Source organism: Sphingopyxis sp. BE259 (genome assembly GCF_031457495.1).
Classification (GTDB): Bacteria; Pseudomonadota; Alphaproteobacteria; order Sphingomonadales; family Sphingomonadaceae; genus Sphingopyxis.
In genome coordinates, this window is record NZ_JAVDWM010000001.1 from 1,945,375 (window position 1) to 1,958,721 (window position 13,347).

Annotated in this window: 17 protein-coding genes; 13 read left to right on the forward strand and 4 right to left on the reverse strand. The window is 63.7% G+C overall.

Going from position 1 to position 13,347, the window contains the following annotated elements; translation table 11 throughout:
* The first annotated feature begins 28 nt into the window (after positions 1–28).
* From J2X44_RS09405 to J2X44_RS09420, 4 genes are read left to right on the forward strand one after another with little or no spacing between them, the layout of a single operon-like run.
* Positions 29–301, forward strand: coding sequence for a ribbon-helix-helix protein, CopG family (locus J2X44_RS09405; RefSeq protein ID WP_310089245.1), 273 nt, complete (start codon positions 29–31; stop codon positions 299–301).
* Positions 298–681, forward strand: coding sequence for a type II toxin-antitoxin system VapC family toxin (locus tag J2X44_RS09410; protein WP_310089246.1), 384 nt, complete (start codon positions 298–300; stop codon positions 679–681). The genes J2X44_RS09405 and J2X44_RS09410 overlap by 4 nt, the downstream gene beginning before the upstream one ends.
* Entirely contained in the window at positions 682–2,505 is a 1,824-nt protein-coding gene (glmS, locus tag J2X44_RS09415; protein WP_310089247.1) for a glutamine--fructose-6-phosphate transaminase (isomerizing), read from the forward strand. It abuts the gene before it with no gap.
* The gene (locus tag J2X44_RS09420; RefSeq protein ID WP_310089248.1) at positions 2,502–2,915 is read left to right on the forward strand and encodes an aldehyde-activating protein; all 414 of its coding nucleotides are present in this window, start codon (positions 2,502–2,504) and stop codon (positions 2,913–2,915) included. The genes glmS and J2X44_RS09420 overlap by 4 nt, the downstream gene beginning before the upstream one ends.
* An 8-nt stretch (positions 2,916–2,923) precedes the next feature.
* Here the strand turns inward: J2X44_RS09420 and J2X44_RS09425 are convergent, their stop codons facing one another.
* Complete coding sequence (locus J2X44_RS09425; RefSeq protein WP_310089249.1) at positions 2,924–3,112, reverse strand: hypothetical protein; 189 nt, start codon at positions 3,110–3,112, stop codon at positions 2,924–2,926.
* A 58-nt stretch (positions 3,113–3,170) separates the two neighbouring features.
* Between J2X44_RS09425 and J2X44_RS09430 the strand changes: the two genes are divergently transcribed.
* Both J2X44_RS09430 and J2X44_RS09435 read left to right on the forward strand, forming a co-directional pair.
* Positions 3,171–3,830, forward strand: coding sequence for an HAD family phosphatase (locus J2X44_RS09430; protein WP_310089250.1), 660 nt, complete (start codon positions 3,171–3,173; stop codon positions 3,828–3,830).
* A gap of 90 nt (positions 3,831–3,920) precedes the next feature.
* Complete coding sequence (locus tag J2X44_RS09435) at positions 3,921–4,790, forward strand: dienelactone hydrolase family protein (RefSeq protein WP_310089251.1); 870 nt, start codon at positions 3,921–3,923, stop codon at positions 4,788–4,790.
* Positions 4,791–4,905: 115 nt separating this feature from the next.
* Here the strand turns inward: J2X44_RS09435 and J2X44_RS09440 are convergent, their stop codons facing one another.
* The 3 genes from J2X44_RS09440 to J2X44_RS09450 form a co-directional block, all read right to left on the reverse strand.
* A complete protein-coding gene (locus J2X44_RS09440; RefSeq protein WP_310089252.1) occupies positions 4,906–5,373 on the reverse strand; it encodes a DUF411 domain-containing protein in 468 nt (155 codons plus the stop codon).
* Positions 5,374–5,434: 61 nt separating this feature from the next.
* Positions 5,435–6,451, reverse strand: coding sequence for an aldo/keto reductase (locus tag J2X44_RS09445; protein WP_310089253.1), 1,017 nt, complete (start codon positions 6,449–6,451; stop codon positions 5,435–5,437).
* Between the two features lie 63 nt (positions 6,452–6,514).
* Positions 6,515–7,105, reverse strand: coding sequence for a LysE family translocator (locus J2X44_RS09450; protein WP_310089254.1), 591 nt, complete (start codon positions 7,103–7,105; stop codon positions 6,515–6,517).
* 43 nt (positions 7,106–7,148) lie between these two features.
* Between J2X44_RS09450 and J2X44_RS09455 the strand changes: the two genes are divergently transcribed.
* The 7 genes from J2X44_RS09455 to queC all read left to right on the forward strand — a co-directional run bounded on the left by J2X44_RS09455 (position 7,149) and on the right by queC (position 13,344).
* Positions 7,149–7,631 (forward strand): Lrp/AsnC family transcriptional regulator, encoded by a 483-nt coding sequence (locus J2X44_RS09455; RefSeq protein ID WP_310089255.1) that lies wholly within the window; start codon positions 7,149–7,151, stop codon positions 7,629–7,631.
* A 141-nt stretch (positions 7,632–7,772) separates the two neighbouring features.
* Positions 7,773–8,759, forward strand: coding sequence for an LLM class flavin-dependent oxidoreductase (locus tag J2X44_RS09460; RefSeq protein WP_310089256.1), 987 nt, complete (start codon positions 7,773–7,775; stop codon positions 8,757–8,759).
* A 104-nt stretch (positions 8,760–8,863) separates the two neighbouring features.
* Positions 8,864–10,051: an aspartate aminotransferase family protein gene (locus J2X44_RS09465; RefSeq protein ID WP_310089257.1), complete on the forward strand. Its 1,188-nt coding sequence runs from the start codon at positions 8,864–8,866 to the stop codon at positions 10,049–10,051.
* Positions 10,052–10,079: 28 nt separating this feature from the next.
* Positions 10,080–11,006 carry an ornithine carbamoyltransferase gene (gene argF / locus J2X44_RS09470; protein WP_310089258.1) on the forward strand — a complete coding sequence of 309 codons (927 nt, stop codon included), beginning with the start codon at positions 10,080–10,082 and terminating at the stop codon, positions 11,004–11,006.
* Between the two features lie 10 nt (positions 11,007–11,016).
* Positions 11,017–11,934: an Hsp33 family molecular chaperone HslO gene (locus J2X44_RS09475; protein ID WP_310089259.1), complete on the forward strand. Its 918-nt coding sequence runs from the start codon at positions 11,017–11,019 to the stop codon at positions 11,932–11,934.
* A gap of 116 nt (positions 11,935–12,050) precedes the next feature.
* Positions 12,051–12,455 carry a hypothetical protein gene (locus J2X44_RS09480; protein WP_310089260.1) on the forward strand — a complete coding sequence of 135 codons (405 nt, stop codon included), beginning with the start codon at positions 12,051–12,053 and terminating at the stop codon, positions 12,453–12,455.
* Between the two features lie 196 nt (positions 12,456–12,651).
* Positions 12,652–13,344, forward strand: coding sequence for a 7-cyano-7-deazaguanine synthase QueC (queC, locus tag J2X44_RS09485; RefSeq protein ID WP_310089262.1), 693 nt, complete (start codon positions 12,652–12,654; stop codon positions 13,342–13,344).
* The last annotated feature ends 3 nt before the right edge of the window (positions 13,345–13,347 follow it).

A 13,347-nucleotide genomic window follows, 5' to 3' on the forward strand; every position in this document is an offset into this window, starting at 1 on the left:
TGATATCACGATATGATATCATTATATCATGACTCGCATTCTCACCGAAGTTCCGAACGAAGACGTGAAGCGGCTCGACGCTATTGCGCGACGTGACGGCAAATCGCGCGCGGCCGTTTTGCGGGAAGCCATCCAGAATTATCTAGATGCAGGTTCCAAACAAGGCTTCGAGAAATATTTTGGTCTGTGGGAGCGGCACGGCTCGCGTGTCGATGGTCTGGAATATGAGCGCCGGTTGCGCGACGAATGGCCCGATGTCGGTGACATTGCGCCACCCAAAAAGAAACGCAGCGCCGCGTGAGCGAGCGCTTTTTCGATACCAATATTGTCATTGATATGCTGCATCATCGCCCGGCAGCATGGGCCGAGGTGCGTGGCGTCACCCGCGCATGGATCAGCCGGATGACATGGATTGAGGTTATGTCGGGCGTTCCCGACAATGCCGCGGCTGAGACCGAGGAGTTTCTGCGTCTCTTTGCGATGAGTGAAATTGACGAAGAAATCGCGCGACGCGCTGCGGCGCTTCGCCATCAGCGCAAATCGCTGAAATCGCCCGATGCCATCATCCTCGCTTCGGCACAGGTTTCTGGCCGTATTCTCGTGACAAGAAATACCAAGGATTTCCCGGCAGAAATGCCCGGCATCCGTGTTCCTTACAAAGTCGGATCGAAGGCAAAATAAATGTGCGGAATTATCGGAATTATCGGCAAGGATCAGGTCGCCGATCGCCTTGTGGACGGCCTCAAGCGCATGGAGTATCGCGGCTATGACAGCGCCGGCGTCTGCACGGTCGAACGCGGCCAGCTGATCCGCCGCCGCGCCGAGGGCAAGCTGGGCAATCTGGTCAAGGAATTGGCGGGCAATCCCGCGCCGGGCACCGTCGGCATCGCGCACACCCGCTGGGCGACCCACGGCGCACCGACGACAAGCAACGCGCACCCGCATGCGACGGGCGAAGTCGCGTTGGTCCACAACGGGATCATCGAGAATTTCAAGCCGCTCCGCGAGGCGCTGACAGCGCGCGGGCGCCGGTTCGAGAGCGAGACCGATACCGAGGTTGTCGCCCATCTGGTGTCCGAACAGGTCGAAGCGGGGCTGTCGCCGCAGGACGCAGTGCAGGCGGTTCTGCCGCAGCTCCGCGGCGCGTTCGCGCTCGCCATCGCCTTTCGCCAGCATCCCGACCTGTTGATCGGCGCGCGGCTCGGCTCGCCGCTGGTCGTTGGCTATGGCGAGGGGGAGACCTATCTCGGCTCGGATGCGCTGGCGCTCGCGCCGCTGACGCAGAAAATCGCCTATCTTGAGGAAGGCGACTGGGTCGTCATCACGCGCGATGGGGCGCAGATTTATGACAGCGCGAACAACGCCGTAACGCGCGAGATCACGACGTCGGGTGTCACGGCATCGGCGGTCGAAAAGGGCAATTACCGCCACTTCATGCAGAAAGAAATTTTCGAGCAGCCGACGGTGGTAGCGCAGACGCTGTCGTCCTACATCCGCCCGCTCGAACAGACCGTCGCGCTGCCGCAGATGGATTTCGATCTGTCGAAAATCGACCGCATCACCATCGTCGCCTGCGGCACCAGCTTCTACGCGGGCATGGTCGCCAAATATTGGTTCGAAACCTTTGCGCGGGTGCCGGTCGATATCGATGTCGCGTCGGAGTTCCGCTACCGCGACCCGGTGCTGCAACCCGGCGGGCTCGCGCTGTTCATTTCGCAATCGGGCGAGACCGCCGACACGCTCGCGGCCCTGCGCCATTGCAAGGCGAATGGCCAGACGATCGCCGTCGTGGTCAACGTGCCGACCAGCAGCATGGCGCGCGAGGCCGACCTGTTGTTGCCGACCCACGCCGGTCCCGAGATCGGCGTCGCATCGACCAAGGCCTTCACTTGCCAACTCGCGGTGCTGGCGGCGCTCGCCGCACATCTCGCGCTCAAAAAGGGCAAGCTCAGCGCGGCGGACGAGCATGAGATCGTCGAGCATCTGATCGAGGCACCCGCGGCGCTTAACGCCGCACTGGCGCATGACGAAGACATCGCGGCAATGGCGCATCTTGTCGCCCCGGCGCGCGACGTCCTCTACCTTGGCCGCGGCCCCGACTATCCGTTGGCGATGGAAGGCGCGCTGAAACTCAAGGAAATCAGCTACATTCATGCCGAAGGCTATGCGTCGGGTGAAATGAAGCACGGCCCGATCGCGCTGATCGACGAATCGGTTCCGGTCATCGTCCTCGCGCCCAGCGGACCTTTGTTTGAAAAAACCGTCAGCAACATGCACGAAGTGATGGCGCGCGGCGGCAAGGTCGTGCTGATCAGCGACGCCGAGGGCATCGCCGAAGCGGGTGACGGCTGCATGGCGACGATTGAAATGCCCAAGGTCCACCCGCTGATCGCGCCGCTGGTCTACGCGGTGCCGGTGCAGTTGCTGGCGTACCATGTGGCAGTCGCGAAGGGGACGGACGTCGATCAGCCGCGCAATCTGGCGAAGTCGGTGACGGTGGAGTGAGCTGGGCGGCGAATTGTCACTGCGGCGCCGTCTCGGTTCGCCTTGCCCGTGCGCCTGACGAGATTGCCGAGTGCAATTGCTCGCTCTGCTTCTCGCACGGCATCCTCTGGGCCTATTTTTCGCCGCGTGATCTGGTGATCGAGGGTGCGACGCGCACCTATAATCGCGCCGATCGTGCGAACCCCAATTCGGATCTGCATTTCTGTCCGACTTGCGGATGCACGACGCACTGGTCGGCGACCGACGGCTTGATCGAGCGCATGGGCGGCGCGGTCGATATGATGGGCGTCAACATGCGGCTGTTCGATCCGGTGCAGCTCAGCGGATTGAAGCTCAGCTTTCCCGATGGACGTGGCTGGTCGGGTGAGGGAGCCTGGGGTTTCGTCCGCGACGCGGCGGTTATGCCCTGATAAAGCGACTAAGTGGCCGCATTCGCCTGCGCCAGAATCGACGCCGCGATGTCCTCGATCTTGCCGGCGACCAGCAGCGGGGCGCCGCCGACCATGCCGACTTGCGTCTGGCCGTTTTCATAGTCGCGGAGCCAGGCGACATTTTCGGCGACGACCAGATAATTGCCGCCGCGCGACTTGAGCTCGATGAATTTCATGGGGTGTCTCCTGTTGGTGCAGGCTCTAGGGGCGAAGTATGAAGATTGTAGGATTGCCATGAGCTTTGCCGCGGTCATTTTCGATTTCGACGGCGTCATTGCCGACAGCGAGGTGCGCGCGAACATGTCGCTGGCCGAGAGCCTGACGGCGATCGGGATGCAGACAACCTACGACGAGTGCCTGCGCGATTATTACGGCCATAACTGGCAGGAGACGCAGCGGCGGATCGAGGCGCGCTTTGGCCGTCCGCTGCCGGCAGACTTTCGCGAGACGCACCGGATACGCGCACGGGCGCGCTTTATGGAGGGCTTCGATGCGGTTCCGGGGGCGCCCGCTTTTCTCGACACGCTGGGGCCGGTGCCGCGCGCGATCGCCTCATCAAGCCGCGCCGAATATATCGGCTGGGCGCTCGGATTGTTCGGGCTGGACCATCATTTCGCGGGCCATGTGTATAGCGCCGACGGCTGGGATCGCGGCAAGCCGTTCCCCGACATCTACCTCGCCGCTGCGAAGGGGCTGGGCGCCGATCCGGCGCGCTGCCTCGCGATCGAGGATTCGCCGACCGGGGCGTTGGCGGCACTGGCGGCGGGAATGACCGTGGTCGGTTTTTGCGGCGCGGGGCATATCGTCGATCGCGCCGCGCATGGTGAAATGCTGCGCGCGGTCGGGGTGCATCATGTGGCGCCGAGCTTCGACGATATCGCTATGCTCTTTTGACCTTGCTCGCGGTCGATCTGGGGCGGTTCAAAAACCGCTGTCCTATCAGTCTGGGCTGGATTAGCCTCGCGCTCTGTTGAGGAGAGAGCCATGTGCACCGAAGATACCGAAGCCGATCTTGACCGCGCCGGGATGGCGGTAGGCCGCCGCAGCTTTGCCGTGCTGGCCGGGGCCGGCGCCTTGATCGCCGCACTGCCGGCGCGCGCGATGGCGGGCCAGCCGGTGAAGGGGCGCGACGTCGAGATTACAACCGCGGCGGGGCTATGCGACGCCTATTTCGTCGCGCCGACCAGCGGCAAGCATCCGGGCGTGCTGATCTGGCCCGACATCCGCGGCCTGCGTCCCGCGTTTCGTCAGATGGCCGACCGGCTGGCGGGTGAGGGCTATGCGGTGCTGTGCGTGAATCCCTTCTACCGCTGGCAGAAGTCGCCCGTCGTCGATGCCGCGAATGATTGGAGCAATCCCGCGGTGCGCGAAAAGCTGTTCGGCTATCTCAAACAGTTGAACCGGCCCGCGGTCGAGACCGATGCGATCGCCCATCTCGCCTTTCTCGACGCGCAGAAAGAGGTCGATGCAAGGCGCAAGCTCGCCACCACTGGCTATTGCATGGGCGGCGCGATGACGATCTATACGGCGGCGCTGAAACCCGACCGCGTCGGCGCGGCGGCGAGTTTCCATGGCGGCGGGGTCGGCACCGACAAACCCGACAGCCCGCATCTGCTGATCCCCGGCACCAAGGCGGGCTATCTATTCGCGATCGCCGACAACGACGACAAGGAAACGCCGAACGAAAAGGTCTTGCTGAAAGCGGTGCTCGAACCGCGCAAGCAGTGGCATGAGGTCGAGGTGTATGCAGGCGCGATGCACGGTTGGTGCCCGCCCGACGGCCGCGCCTATAACGAGGCCGCGGCGGAGAAGGCGTGGGGGCGGATGCTGGAATTGTTCAAGGCGAGTTTGTAGTCCGCTCTCCAGTCCGTTCGTGTCGAGCGAACTCGAGACACCGTGACGGATTGCGCCAAGGATAGGTGTCTCGACTTCGCTCGACACGAACGGAAAAGGAGTTGGGCTGTGCCGATCAATGCGCGTGGCCGCCGCCGCTCGCAGCATAGCTCGCATAAACGCGCTGGCCGCCGCTGCCAAAGGTCATCACCTTATACGCCTCGCGGTGGTCGCCATGCTCCATCCCCGGCGAGCCCATCGGCATCCCCGCGACCGCCAGGCCTTTGACGCCCTTGGGCTTTTCGCGGAGCAGACGGGCGATTTCTTTGGCGGGGACATGCCCCTCGATCACATAGCCGCCGACCAGCACGGTGTGGCAGCTGCGCAGCGCCGCCGGCACGCCTTGCTTGTCCTTGACCGCGGTCATGTCGGCCGAATTGATGATCACCGCTTTCTGCCCGAACGACGCCTTCACCTGCTCCAGCCATTTGAGGCAGCAGCCGCACCCGGCATCGCGGAACATCGTTGGGTTGGCGGCGTGCGCAACGCCGATGGTAGCGGAAAAGGCGGCGAGGGCGAAGAATGCGCGGCGGGCGGGGGACATGGCAGGGTTCCTTACTGAATTTCGGTCAAGATTAGCAGCCGCGGGGGGCTGCACAAGTCGTTCAGCCCATCGGATAGAGGATGTCCTTGCTGACCTGATGCAGCGCGGTCATCACCTCATCACTCAGCACCAGATCCATCGCATCGAGGATCGGCTGGACCTGATCGTCGGCGCTGACCCCGACGATCGTCGAGGCGACGAAATCATGCTGTTTCGACCAGGCGGTCGCCATCGTCACCGGGTGCAGCCCGGCGTCGGCGGCGATTTGGAGATAACGTGCGGTCGCGGCGAGGCTCTTTTCGTTGACGAAGCGGCGCCCCATCGCGGCTTGCCGCCCCTCCATCCTCAGATAGCGCGAGAACCGCGCGCCCTCTGGCGTGGCACCGCCCTGATATTTGCCCGAGAGCACCCCGCCGGCGAGCGGCGAATAGGGGATCAGGCTGACGCCCTCCTGACGGCAAACCTGCTTCAATTCGTCCTCGAAGCGGCGGTTGTTGAGGCTGAAATTATTCTGGATCGTGTGATAGCGCGCCGCGCCCAGTTTTTCCGACGCGGCGAGCGATTTCATCAGCCCCCAGCTCGTTTCGTTCGAGCAGCCGAGGATGCGGACCTTGCCGACGCGAACGAGCTCGTCGAGCGCGTCCATGATCTCGTCATAGGGCGCATCATGGTCGGGCCAGTGGGTCTGATAGAGGTCGACATAGTCGGTTTGCAGCCGCGTCAGGCTGTCGTCGATCGCCTTGAAAATATTGTGCTTGTCCAGAGCGGTCATGCCATTGCGGCACGGCGATTTGAACCACACATGGCTCGGCCCCGACACCTTGGTCGCGAGGATGATCGCGTCGCGCGGCTTGGTCTTCAGCCAGCGGCCGACGATCTCCTCGGTGCGGCCGACCCATTTGATGTCGGGCGGCACCGGATAGCCTTCCGCCGTGTCGTAGAAATTGATCCCCGCGTCAAAGCAGCGGTCGAGGATGCGGAACGCGTCGGCCTCGTCGGTCTGGCTGCCAAAGGTCATCGTCCCCATGCAGATGTCGGACACATGGATGGCGCTCTTGCCAAGACGGCGACTCTGCATGGCTCTGTTCTCCGGTCAGAAGAGGGGAGCGCCGTGCATAGGTTGCGAACCGCAACCTTGCAATCAGATCAGCAACGCCAGCGACCCCACCAGCAAGGCCGCCATCGTCCAGTTGAATGCGCGCAGCCGCGCCGGGCTGGACAGCCAGCCGCGCAGCACCTGACCCATCACCGCCCACAGGCTGGTCGAGGGCAGGTTGATCAGGCCAAAGATCACGGCGACGAGCAGCACCGCGCCCAGATTGCGGTCGGGGGCGTAGAGCGCGATTGCGGTCAGTGCCATCGACCACGCCTTGGGATTGACCCACTGGAACAGCATCGCCTGGACAAGGGTCATCGGCTTGCTGCGCGCGCCGCTTGTGGTGTCGGGGGCTGCGGCATTGGCGATCTTCCACGCCAGCCACAGCAGATAGACCACGCTGACGATCTTGAGGACGGTATTGAGGACCGGGAAAAGATCGAACAATCCCATCAGGCCGAGGCCGACCAGGATGATCATCAGCGTAAAGCCGATGCCGACCCCAAGCGCGTGCGGCACCGTGCGGCGCAGGCCAAAATTGGCGCCCGACGCCATCAGCATCATATTGTTCGGCCCCGGGGTGATCGACGAGACGAGGGCGAAGGCGGAGAGGGCGAGGAACGTGGTCTGGTTCATGCGCGCAACATAATGCGTTTCTGCGAGGCACGGGTTGCAAAGAATGGCGTCGATTGCTTATCATCTGCAATCTATGAGCAAGATGGACGATATATCCCGAAAAATATTGCGCGAACTGTCGCAGGACGGGCGAATCTCGAACCTCGAACTTGCCGAGCGGGTCGGGCTGTCGCCCTCGGCATGCTTGCGGCGGGTGCAGGAGCTGGAGCGGAGCGGTGTAATCACCGGCTATCGCGCCACCATCGATCCGGCGAAGCTGGGGATGGGCTTCCTCGCCTATGTCACCGTCGGGCTGTCGACCCACACCAAGAAGGCGCAGGCCGATTTCGAGGCGGCAATGGCGGGCGCGCCCGAAGTGCGCGAGTGTCACAATGTTACCGGCGCGATCGAATATCTGCTGCGGATCGAAACGGCCGATCTGGCGGCATACAAGCATTTCCACACCGAAGTGCTGGGGGTGCTGCCGCAGGTGCATTCGATCAGCACTTATGTGGTGATGGATTCGACAAAGGATGAGCGGGCGTAAAATCCAAAGCTTCGTCATTGCGAGGAGCCGAAGGCGACGCGGCAATCCAGAGTAGCGTAAACCGCTCTGGATTGCTTCGCTTCGCTCGCAATGACGACATGAGAGGTTGAACAGCAGGCGTCCCGACCGCATATCCGTTTCATGACGAAACTTTCCTTCCTCGACCTCGTGCCCGTCACCGAGACCGGCACGATTGCCCAATCGCTCGCCAACGCCGCCGACCTCGCCCGCCATGCCGAGGCGCTCGGCTACCAGCGCTATTGGGTCGCCGAACATCATGGCATGGCGGGGATCGCCAGCGCGGCGACCGCGGTGGTGCTGGCGCATATCGGACAGGCGACCTCGACGATCCGCGTCGGGTCGGCGGGCATCATGCTGCCCAACCATGCGCCGATGGTGATCGCCGAACAATTCGGGACTCTCGAGGCGCTGTTCCCCGGCCGCATCGACCTTGGCCTCGGCCGCGCGCCGGGCTCCGACCAGCGCGTTGCGCGCGCGCTGCGCCGCACCCTCGCCAGCGACGAGCGCCAGTTTCCGCAGGATGTGCTGGAGTTGCAGGCGTTTCTGGCGGGCGACGAACAGCTTGGCATTGTCGCGGTGCCGGGGGCGGGCACGCATATCCCGCTATGGATATTGGGGTCGAGCACCTTTGGCGCGCAACTGGCGGCGATGCTCGGGCTGCCCTATGCCTTCGCCAGCCACTTCGCCCCCGACGCGCTCGACGAGGCGCTCGACATCTACCGCCGCCAGTTCAAGCCGTCAGCCCAGCTAGCCGAACCTTATGTCGCCGCGGCGTTCAATTCGTTCGCCGCCGACACGCGCGAGGAAGCGGAACTGCTCGCCTCGTCGCAGCAGCAGGCGTTCGTCGCGCTGCGCACCGGCAACCCCGGCAAGATGAAACCGCCGTTGGCAGGTTACAAGGACAGCCTGCCGCCCAACGCGCGCGCGATCCTTGACCATGTCCTGCAATGTTCGGCGGTTGGTACGGCCGATGATGTCGCGGCAGGGTTGCAGGCGTTCGTCGCGCGGACCGGCGTCGACGAGGTGGTTATCGCATCGTCGATGTACGACCATGAGGCGCGCAAACAATCACTGGCACTCACGATGGAAGCGGCCCAGCGGCTCTGACCGCCCCGTGTTGACGCACCTCGCGCTGCGGCAGTATAGGGGCGGCCCGACCAAGGGCGGCCCAGCGGGGTCGCCTTTTTACTTTTGCCTGAAAGGTGCCTGCCATGTCGATCACGCCGCTGATGCCCGTTTACCCCCGGTGCGGTGTGCGTCCGGTGCGCGGCGAGGGCGCCTATCTGATCGGCGAGCGCGGCGAACGCTATCTGGATTTCGCCAGCGGCATCGCGGTCAACCTGCTCGGCCATGGTCATCCGCACCTCACGAAGGCGATTCAGGAGCAGGCAGCGACGCTGATGCACGTGTCGAACCTGTATGGCAGCCCGCAGGGTGAGGCCTATGCTGCGCGGCTGGTCGACAATACCTTTGCCGATACGGTGTTCCTGACCAACTCGGGCGCCGAGGCGGTCGAGTGCGCGATCAAGACCGCGCGCGCTTATCACTCGAGTGCGGGCAACGCGCACAAGCACACCCTTATCACCTTCAACAATGCCTTCCACGGTCGGACGCTCGGTACAATCTCCGCGACCAATCAGGAAAAGCTGCGCAAGGGTTTCGATCCGTTGCTGCCCGGCTTTGCCTATGCGCCGTTCGACGACCTCAACGCCGCGCTCGACCTGGTCGATGACAATACCGCCGGTTTCCTGATCGAACCGATCCAGGGCGAGGGCGGCATCCGTCCCGCATCGCAGCCGTTTCTGCAAGGACTGCGCGACATCTGTAACGAGCGCGACCTGATGCTGGTGTTCGACGAGGTCCAGTGCGGCGTTGCGCGCACCGGCTCGCTCTATGCCTACCAGGAATTCGGCGTCACGCCCGACATCATGGCGAGCGCCAAGGGCATCGGCGGCGGTTTCCCGATGGGTGCGTGCCTCGCGACCGAAAAGGCCGCGCGCGGGATGGTTATTGGCACGCATGGGTCGACCTATGGCGGTAACCCGTTGGCGTGCGCCGCGGGGCAGGCGGTGCTCGACGTCGTACTGGAGGAAGGCTTTCTCGACGGGGTCAAGACGACCGGCGAGCGCCTGCGCGGCGCGCTCGAACAGCTGATCCCGAACCATGACCAGCTTTTCGAAAGCGTCCGCGGCATGGGGTTGATGCTGGGCGTCAAGATGAAGAGCGACAGCCGCGCGTTCGTGGCGCATTTACGCGATAATCATGGCCTGCTGACGGTGGCGGCGGGCGACAATGTGATCCGCATTCTGCCCCCGCTCAACATCGAACAGAGCCATATCGACGAATGCATCGAGAAATTGTCGGCGGGCGCGGCGAGCTATACGCCGCCCGAGTCCTGATGGTTTCCGTTCCAGCCGAACGGAGGGCGTGATGCCGAATTTCCTGAACTTGTCAGACGCGGGCGGCGACGCGATTGCGGCGATGATCGCCGATGCGACCGACCGCAAGGCGGGGCGCGTGGGCTGGCCGAAGGCGAAACTCGACGCCGACGCGCCGCTGGCCGATCATGTGCTGGCGATGGTGTTCGAAAAGAATTCGACGCGCACCCGCGCCTCGTTCGACATCGCGATCCGTCAGCTCGGTGGCGTGCCGATGATCCTCGACGCGGGAACGACACAGCTTGGTCGGGGCGAGACGATCGCCGACACAGCGCGCGTGTTGTCGCGCTATGCCGACGCGATCATGATCCGCACCGACGATCACGCCAAGATCGAGGAGCTTGCCGAATATGCGAGCGTCCCGGTGATCAACGGCCTGACCGATCTATCGCACCCGTGCCAGATCGTCGCCGACCTGCTGACGATTGTCGAACAGGGCAAGGCATTGCCGGGGCTGGAACTGGCGTGGCTTGGCGACGGCAACAATGTGCTGTCGTCGCTGATCGAGGCGGCGGGGCTGTTCGGCTTCAACGTCCGCGCCGGCTGTCCGCAAGGCTATGAACCCGACGCCAGTTTTGTCGAGGGCGCGCGCGCCAAGGGTGCACGGATCGACATCGTGGCCGACGCGCGCGAAGCGGTCGCCGGCGCCGACCTGGTCGTCACCGACACCTGGGTGTCGATGGGGCAGGATCATGCGCACAACAAGGTCGCGGCGATGGCGCCGTTCCAGGTCGACGAGCGGTTGATGGCGGGCGCCAAGAGTGACGCGATCTTCCTCCATTGCCTGCCCGCGCATCGCGGCGACGAGGTGGTCGACGCGGTGATCGACGGCCCGCAGTCGCGGGTTTGGGACGAGGCCGAAAACCGCGTCCACGCGCAGAAATCGATCCTGCTCTGGGCGCTCGGCAAGCTGTGAGTTCGACATTGTGAGCGACGAGATCATCGAAACCTGGTTCGACCAGCCGCTGGTCTTCACAATCGCAGCGCGTCATGTGCGCGGACGGTTTGTGCGGCTGGGGCCCGTGCTCAATACGATCATGGCGGCGCACAGCTACCCGCCGGTGGCCGAAAAACTGCTCGCGGAAGCGCTGGTGCTGACCGTGCTGCTCGGCTCGACGCTGAAGGCCGATGGCGGGCAGATGACGTTGCAGGCGCAGACCGGCGGTGGCCCCGTCGAATTGCTGGTGTGCGATTATCGCGGCGGCGAGTTGCGCGGTTATTTGAAATTTGATGCCGAGCGGCTGGCGGCAGTCGGTCCCGACCCGACATTGTTCGCGCTGTTCGGCGAGGGGTTCCTCGCGATCACTTTCGACCAGACGGCGACGGCGGAGCGTTATCAGGGCATCGTCCCGCTGGAAGGCGCGTCGATCGGCGAGGCGGCGGAACATTATTTCGAGCAGTCCGAACAGATTTCGAGCCTGATCCGCCTGGCCGCGCGGCACGATGCCGAGGCGGGCTGCGTCGCGGGCGGCTTGCTGCTGCAACATCTGCCCGAGGGTGAGGTCGGCCGCGACCGGCTGCACGTCCGCCACGACAATCCGGAATGGGACCATGCGCGGACGATTGCCGCGACGTTGAAGCCTGAGGAACTGACCGACCCCGCTCATTCGCTGGAAACGCTGGCGTGGCGGCTGTTCCATGAGGATGAGGTGCGGGTCGAGCCGGGTGTCGCAGTGTCGCGCGGTTGCCGTTGCAGCACCGACTATTTCGCTGGTGTGCTCGCGCAATTTCCGGAAACCGAGCGGGTCGATATGGCCGACGAAAGCGGACAGATTGTCGTCGATTGCGCCTTCTGCTCGCGCATTTTTCCCATCCCGCTGGGTGAGATTTCTGTGCCGAATTGACGACGAAACGGTCTAGTATAGCGCCAAGCGGTTGAAATAGCCGTGCGCGATTGTTATCTCTATCGAAACGGGGTCGCATTCCCGCCCGCATTCGGGCGTCCGATGGATAGGTGATAATGGCGATCTTCGCTCCCATTTTACGATACTCTCTTGCCGCGTCCGCGCTGGCGGGCGCGACCGCAGTGCCCGCGCAAGCGCCGTCGCTGGCGATGCTCGACCGGCTGGAAAAGGGCAGCTGGCAGCTGCGCGAACGCGGTAGCGAAGCAGTTTTTCAGACGGTGTGTGTTGGCGACGCGCGCCGGATGATCCAGATCCAGCATCCGCGGGCGAATTGTTCGCGCTATATCATCGAGGACACCCCCAAATCGGTGACGGTCCATTATACCTGCCCCGGTGCCGGTCATGGCCGCACCAGCATTCGCAGCGAAACGAACCGGCTGGTTCAGATCGACACGCAGGGCATTGCCGACGGCAAACCCTTTTCGCAGGCGATTGAAGCGCGCCGCGCGGGGCCATGCTGAAACATCGTGCGGCGCTAACCGGTTGTTAACCATCCTCGTCTAATTGGAAGGGGTGGCACACCGATGTGTGTCCTTCTCCCTAACGGCTTACATGCCGCACTGGGCCGTGTGACGATCGTCGCGCGGCCCATTTCTTTTGGAGCACCGCAGCGGGCCGCCTCTTGCGCGGCTATCAGAGCGGGCGTATCGGGCGCCGATGCACGAACTAGCCGGAAAAACTTTGATCGTCCTGTTGTCGGGCGGCCTCGACTCGATGGTCTGCGCGGGGCTTGCGCGCGAGGCCGGCGCGCGGATCGTCGCGCTGACGATTGACTATAACCAGCGCCACCGTGTCGAGCTGGAATCGGCGGCCCGGATCGCGGCGGAGGTCGGTGCGGCCGAACATATCGTTCTGCCGCTCGACCTGCGCCGGTTCGGCGGTTCGGCGCTGACCGCCGACATCGACGTGCCAAAGGACGGAGTCGGCAGCGATGTGCCGGTCACTTACGTTCCGGCGCGCAACCTGATTTTCCTGTCGCTGACGCTGGGGCTGGCCGAGGCGCGGCGGACGCAGGACATCGTCATCGGGGTCAACGCGCTCGATTATTCGGGCTATCCCGATTGCCGCCCCGATTTTATAGCAGGGTTCGAAAATCTGGCACGGCTCGCGACCCGCGACGGCGACCAAGGCGTCGATTTCCATATCCACGCCCCGCTTCAGCATATGACCAAGGCGGACATCGCCGCCGAGGCGGCGCGACTGGGGATGGACGCCGGGATGAGCTGGTCGTGTTACGACCCGACGCCCGCGGGGCTGCATTGCGGATATTGCGATAGCTGCCGCTTGCGGAGCAAAGGCTTTGCCGACGCGGGGCTGATCGATCCGACGCGCTATGCCGATAGCGCCTGACAT

What these genes read in the sequence shown, in the direction of transcription:
- J2X44_RS09405 (WP_310089245.1), top strand. Translation starts at nt 29, where the DNA reads ATGACTCGCATTCTCACCGAAGTTCCGAACGAAGACGTGAAGCGGCTC.
- glmS (WP_310089247.1), top strand. Translation starts at nt 682, where the DNA reads ATGTGCGGAATTATCGGAATTATCGGCAAGGATCAGGTCGCCGATCGC.
- J2X44_RS09425 (WP_310089249.1), bottom strand. Translation starts at nt 3,112, where the DNA reads ATGAAATTCATCGAGCTCAAGTCGCGCGGCGGCAATTATCTGGTCGTC.
- J2X44_RS09430 (WP_310089250.1), top strand. Translation starts at nt 3,171, where the DNA reads ATGAGCTTTGCCGCGGTCATTTTCGATTTCGACGGCGTCATTGCCGAC.
- J2X44_RS09435 (WP_310089251.1), top strand. Translation starts at nt 3,921, where the DNA reads ATGTGCACCGAAGATACCGAAGCCGATCTTGACCGCGCCGGGATGGCG.
- J2X44_RS09440 (WP_310089252.1), bottom strand. Translation starts at nt 5,373, where the DNA reads ATGTCCCCCGCCCGCCGCGCATTCTTCGCCCTCGCCGCCTTTTCCGCT.
- J2X44_RS09445 (WP_310089253.1), bottom strand. Translation starts at nt 6,451, where the DNA reads ATGCAGAGTCGCCGTCTTGGCAAGAGCGCCATCCATGTGTCCGACATC.
- J2X44_RS09450 (WP_310089254.1), bottom strand. Translation starts at nt 7,105, where the DNA reads ATGAACCAGACCACGTTCCTCGCCCTCTCCGCCTTCGCCCTCGTCTCG.
- J2X44_RS09455 (WP_310089255.1), top strand. Translation starts at nt 7,149, where the DNA reads ATGGCGTCGATTGCTTATCATCTGCAATCTATGAGCAAGATGGACGAT.
- J2X44_RS09460 (WP_310089256.1), top strand. Translation starts at nt 7,773, where the DNA reads ATGACGAAACTTTCCTTCCTCGACCTCGTGCCCGTCACCGAGACCGGC.
- J2X44_RS09465 (WP_310089257.1), top strand. Translation starts at nt 8,864, where the DNA reads ATGTCGATCACGCCGCTGATGCCCGTTTACCCCCGGTGCGGTGTGCGT.
- J2X44_RS09480 (WP_310089260.1), top strand. Translation starts at nt 12,051, where the DNA reads ATGGCGATCTTCGCTCCCATTTTACGATACTCTCTTGCCGCGTCCGCG.
- queC (WP_310089262.1), top strand. Translation starts at nt 12,652, where the DNA reads ATGCACGAACTAGCCGGAAAAACTTTGATCGTCCTGTTGTCGGGCGGC.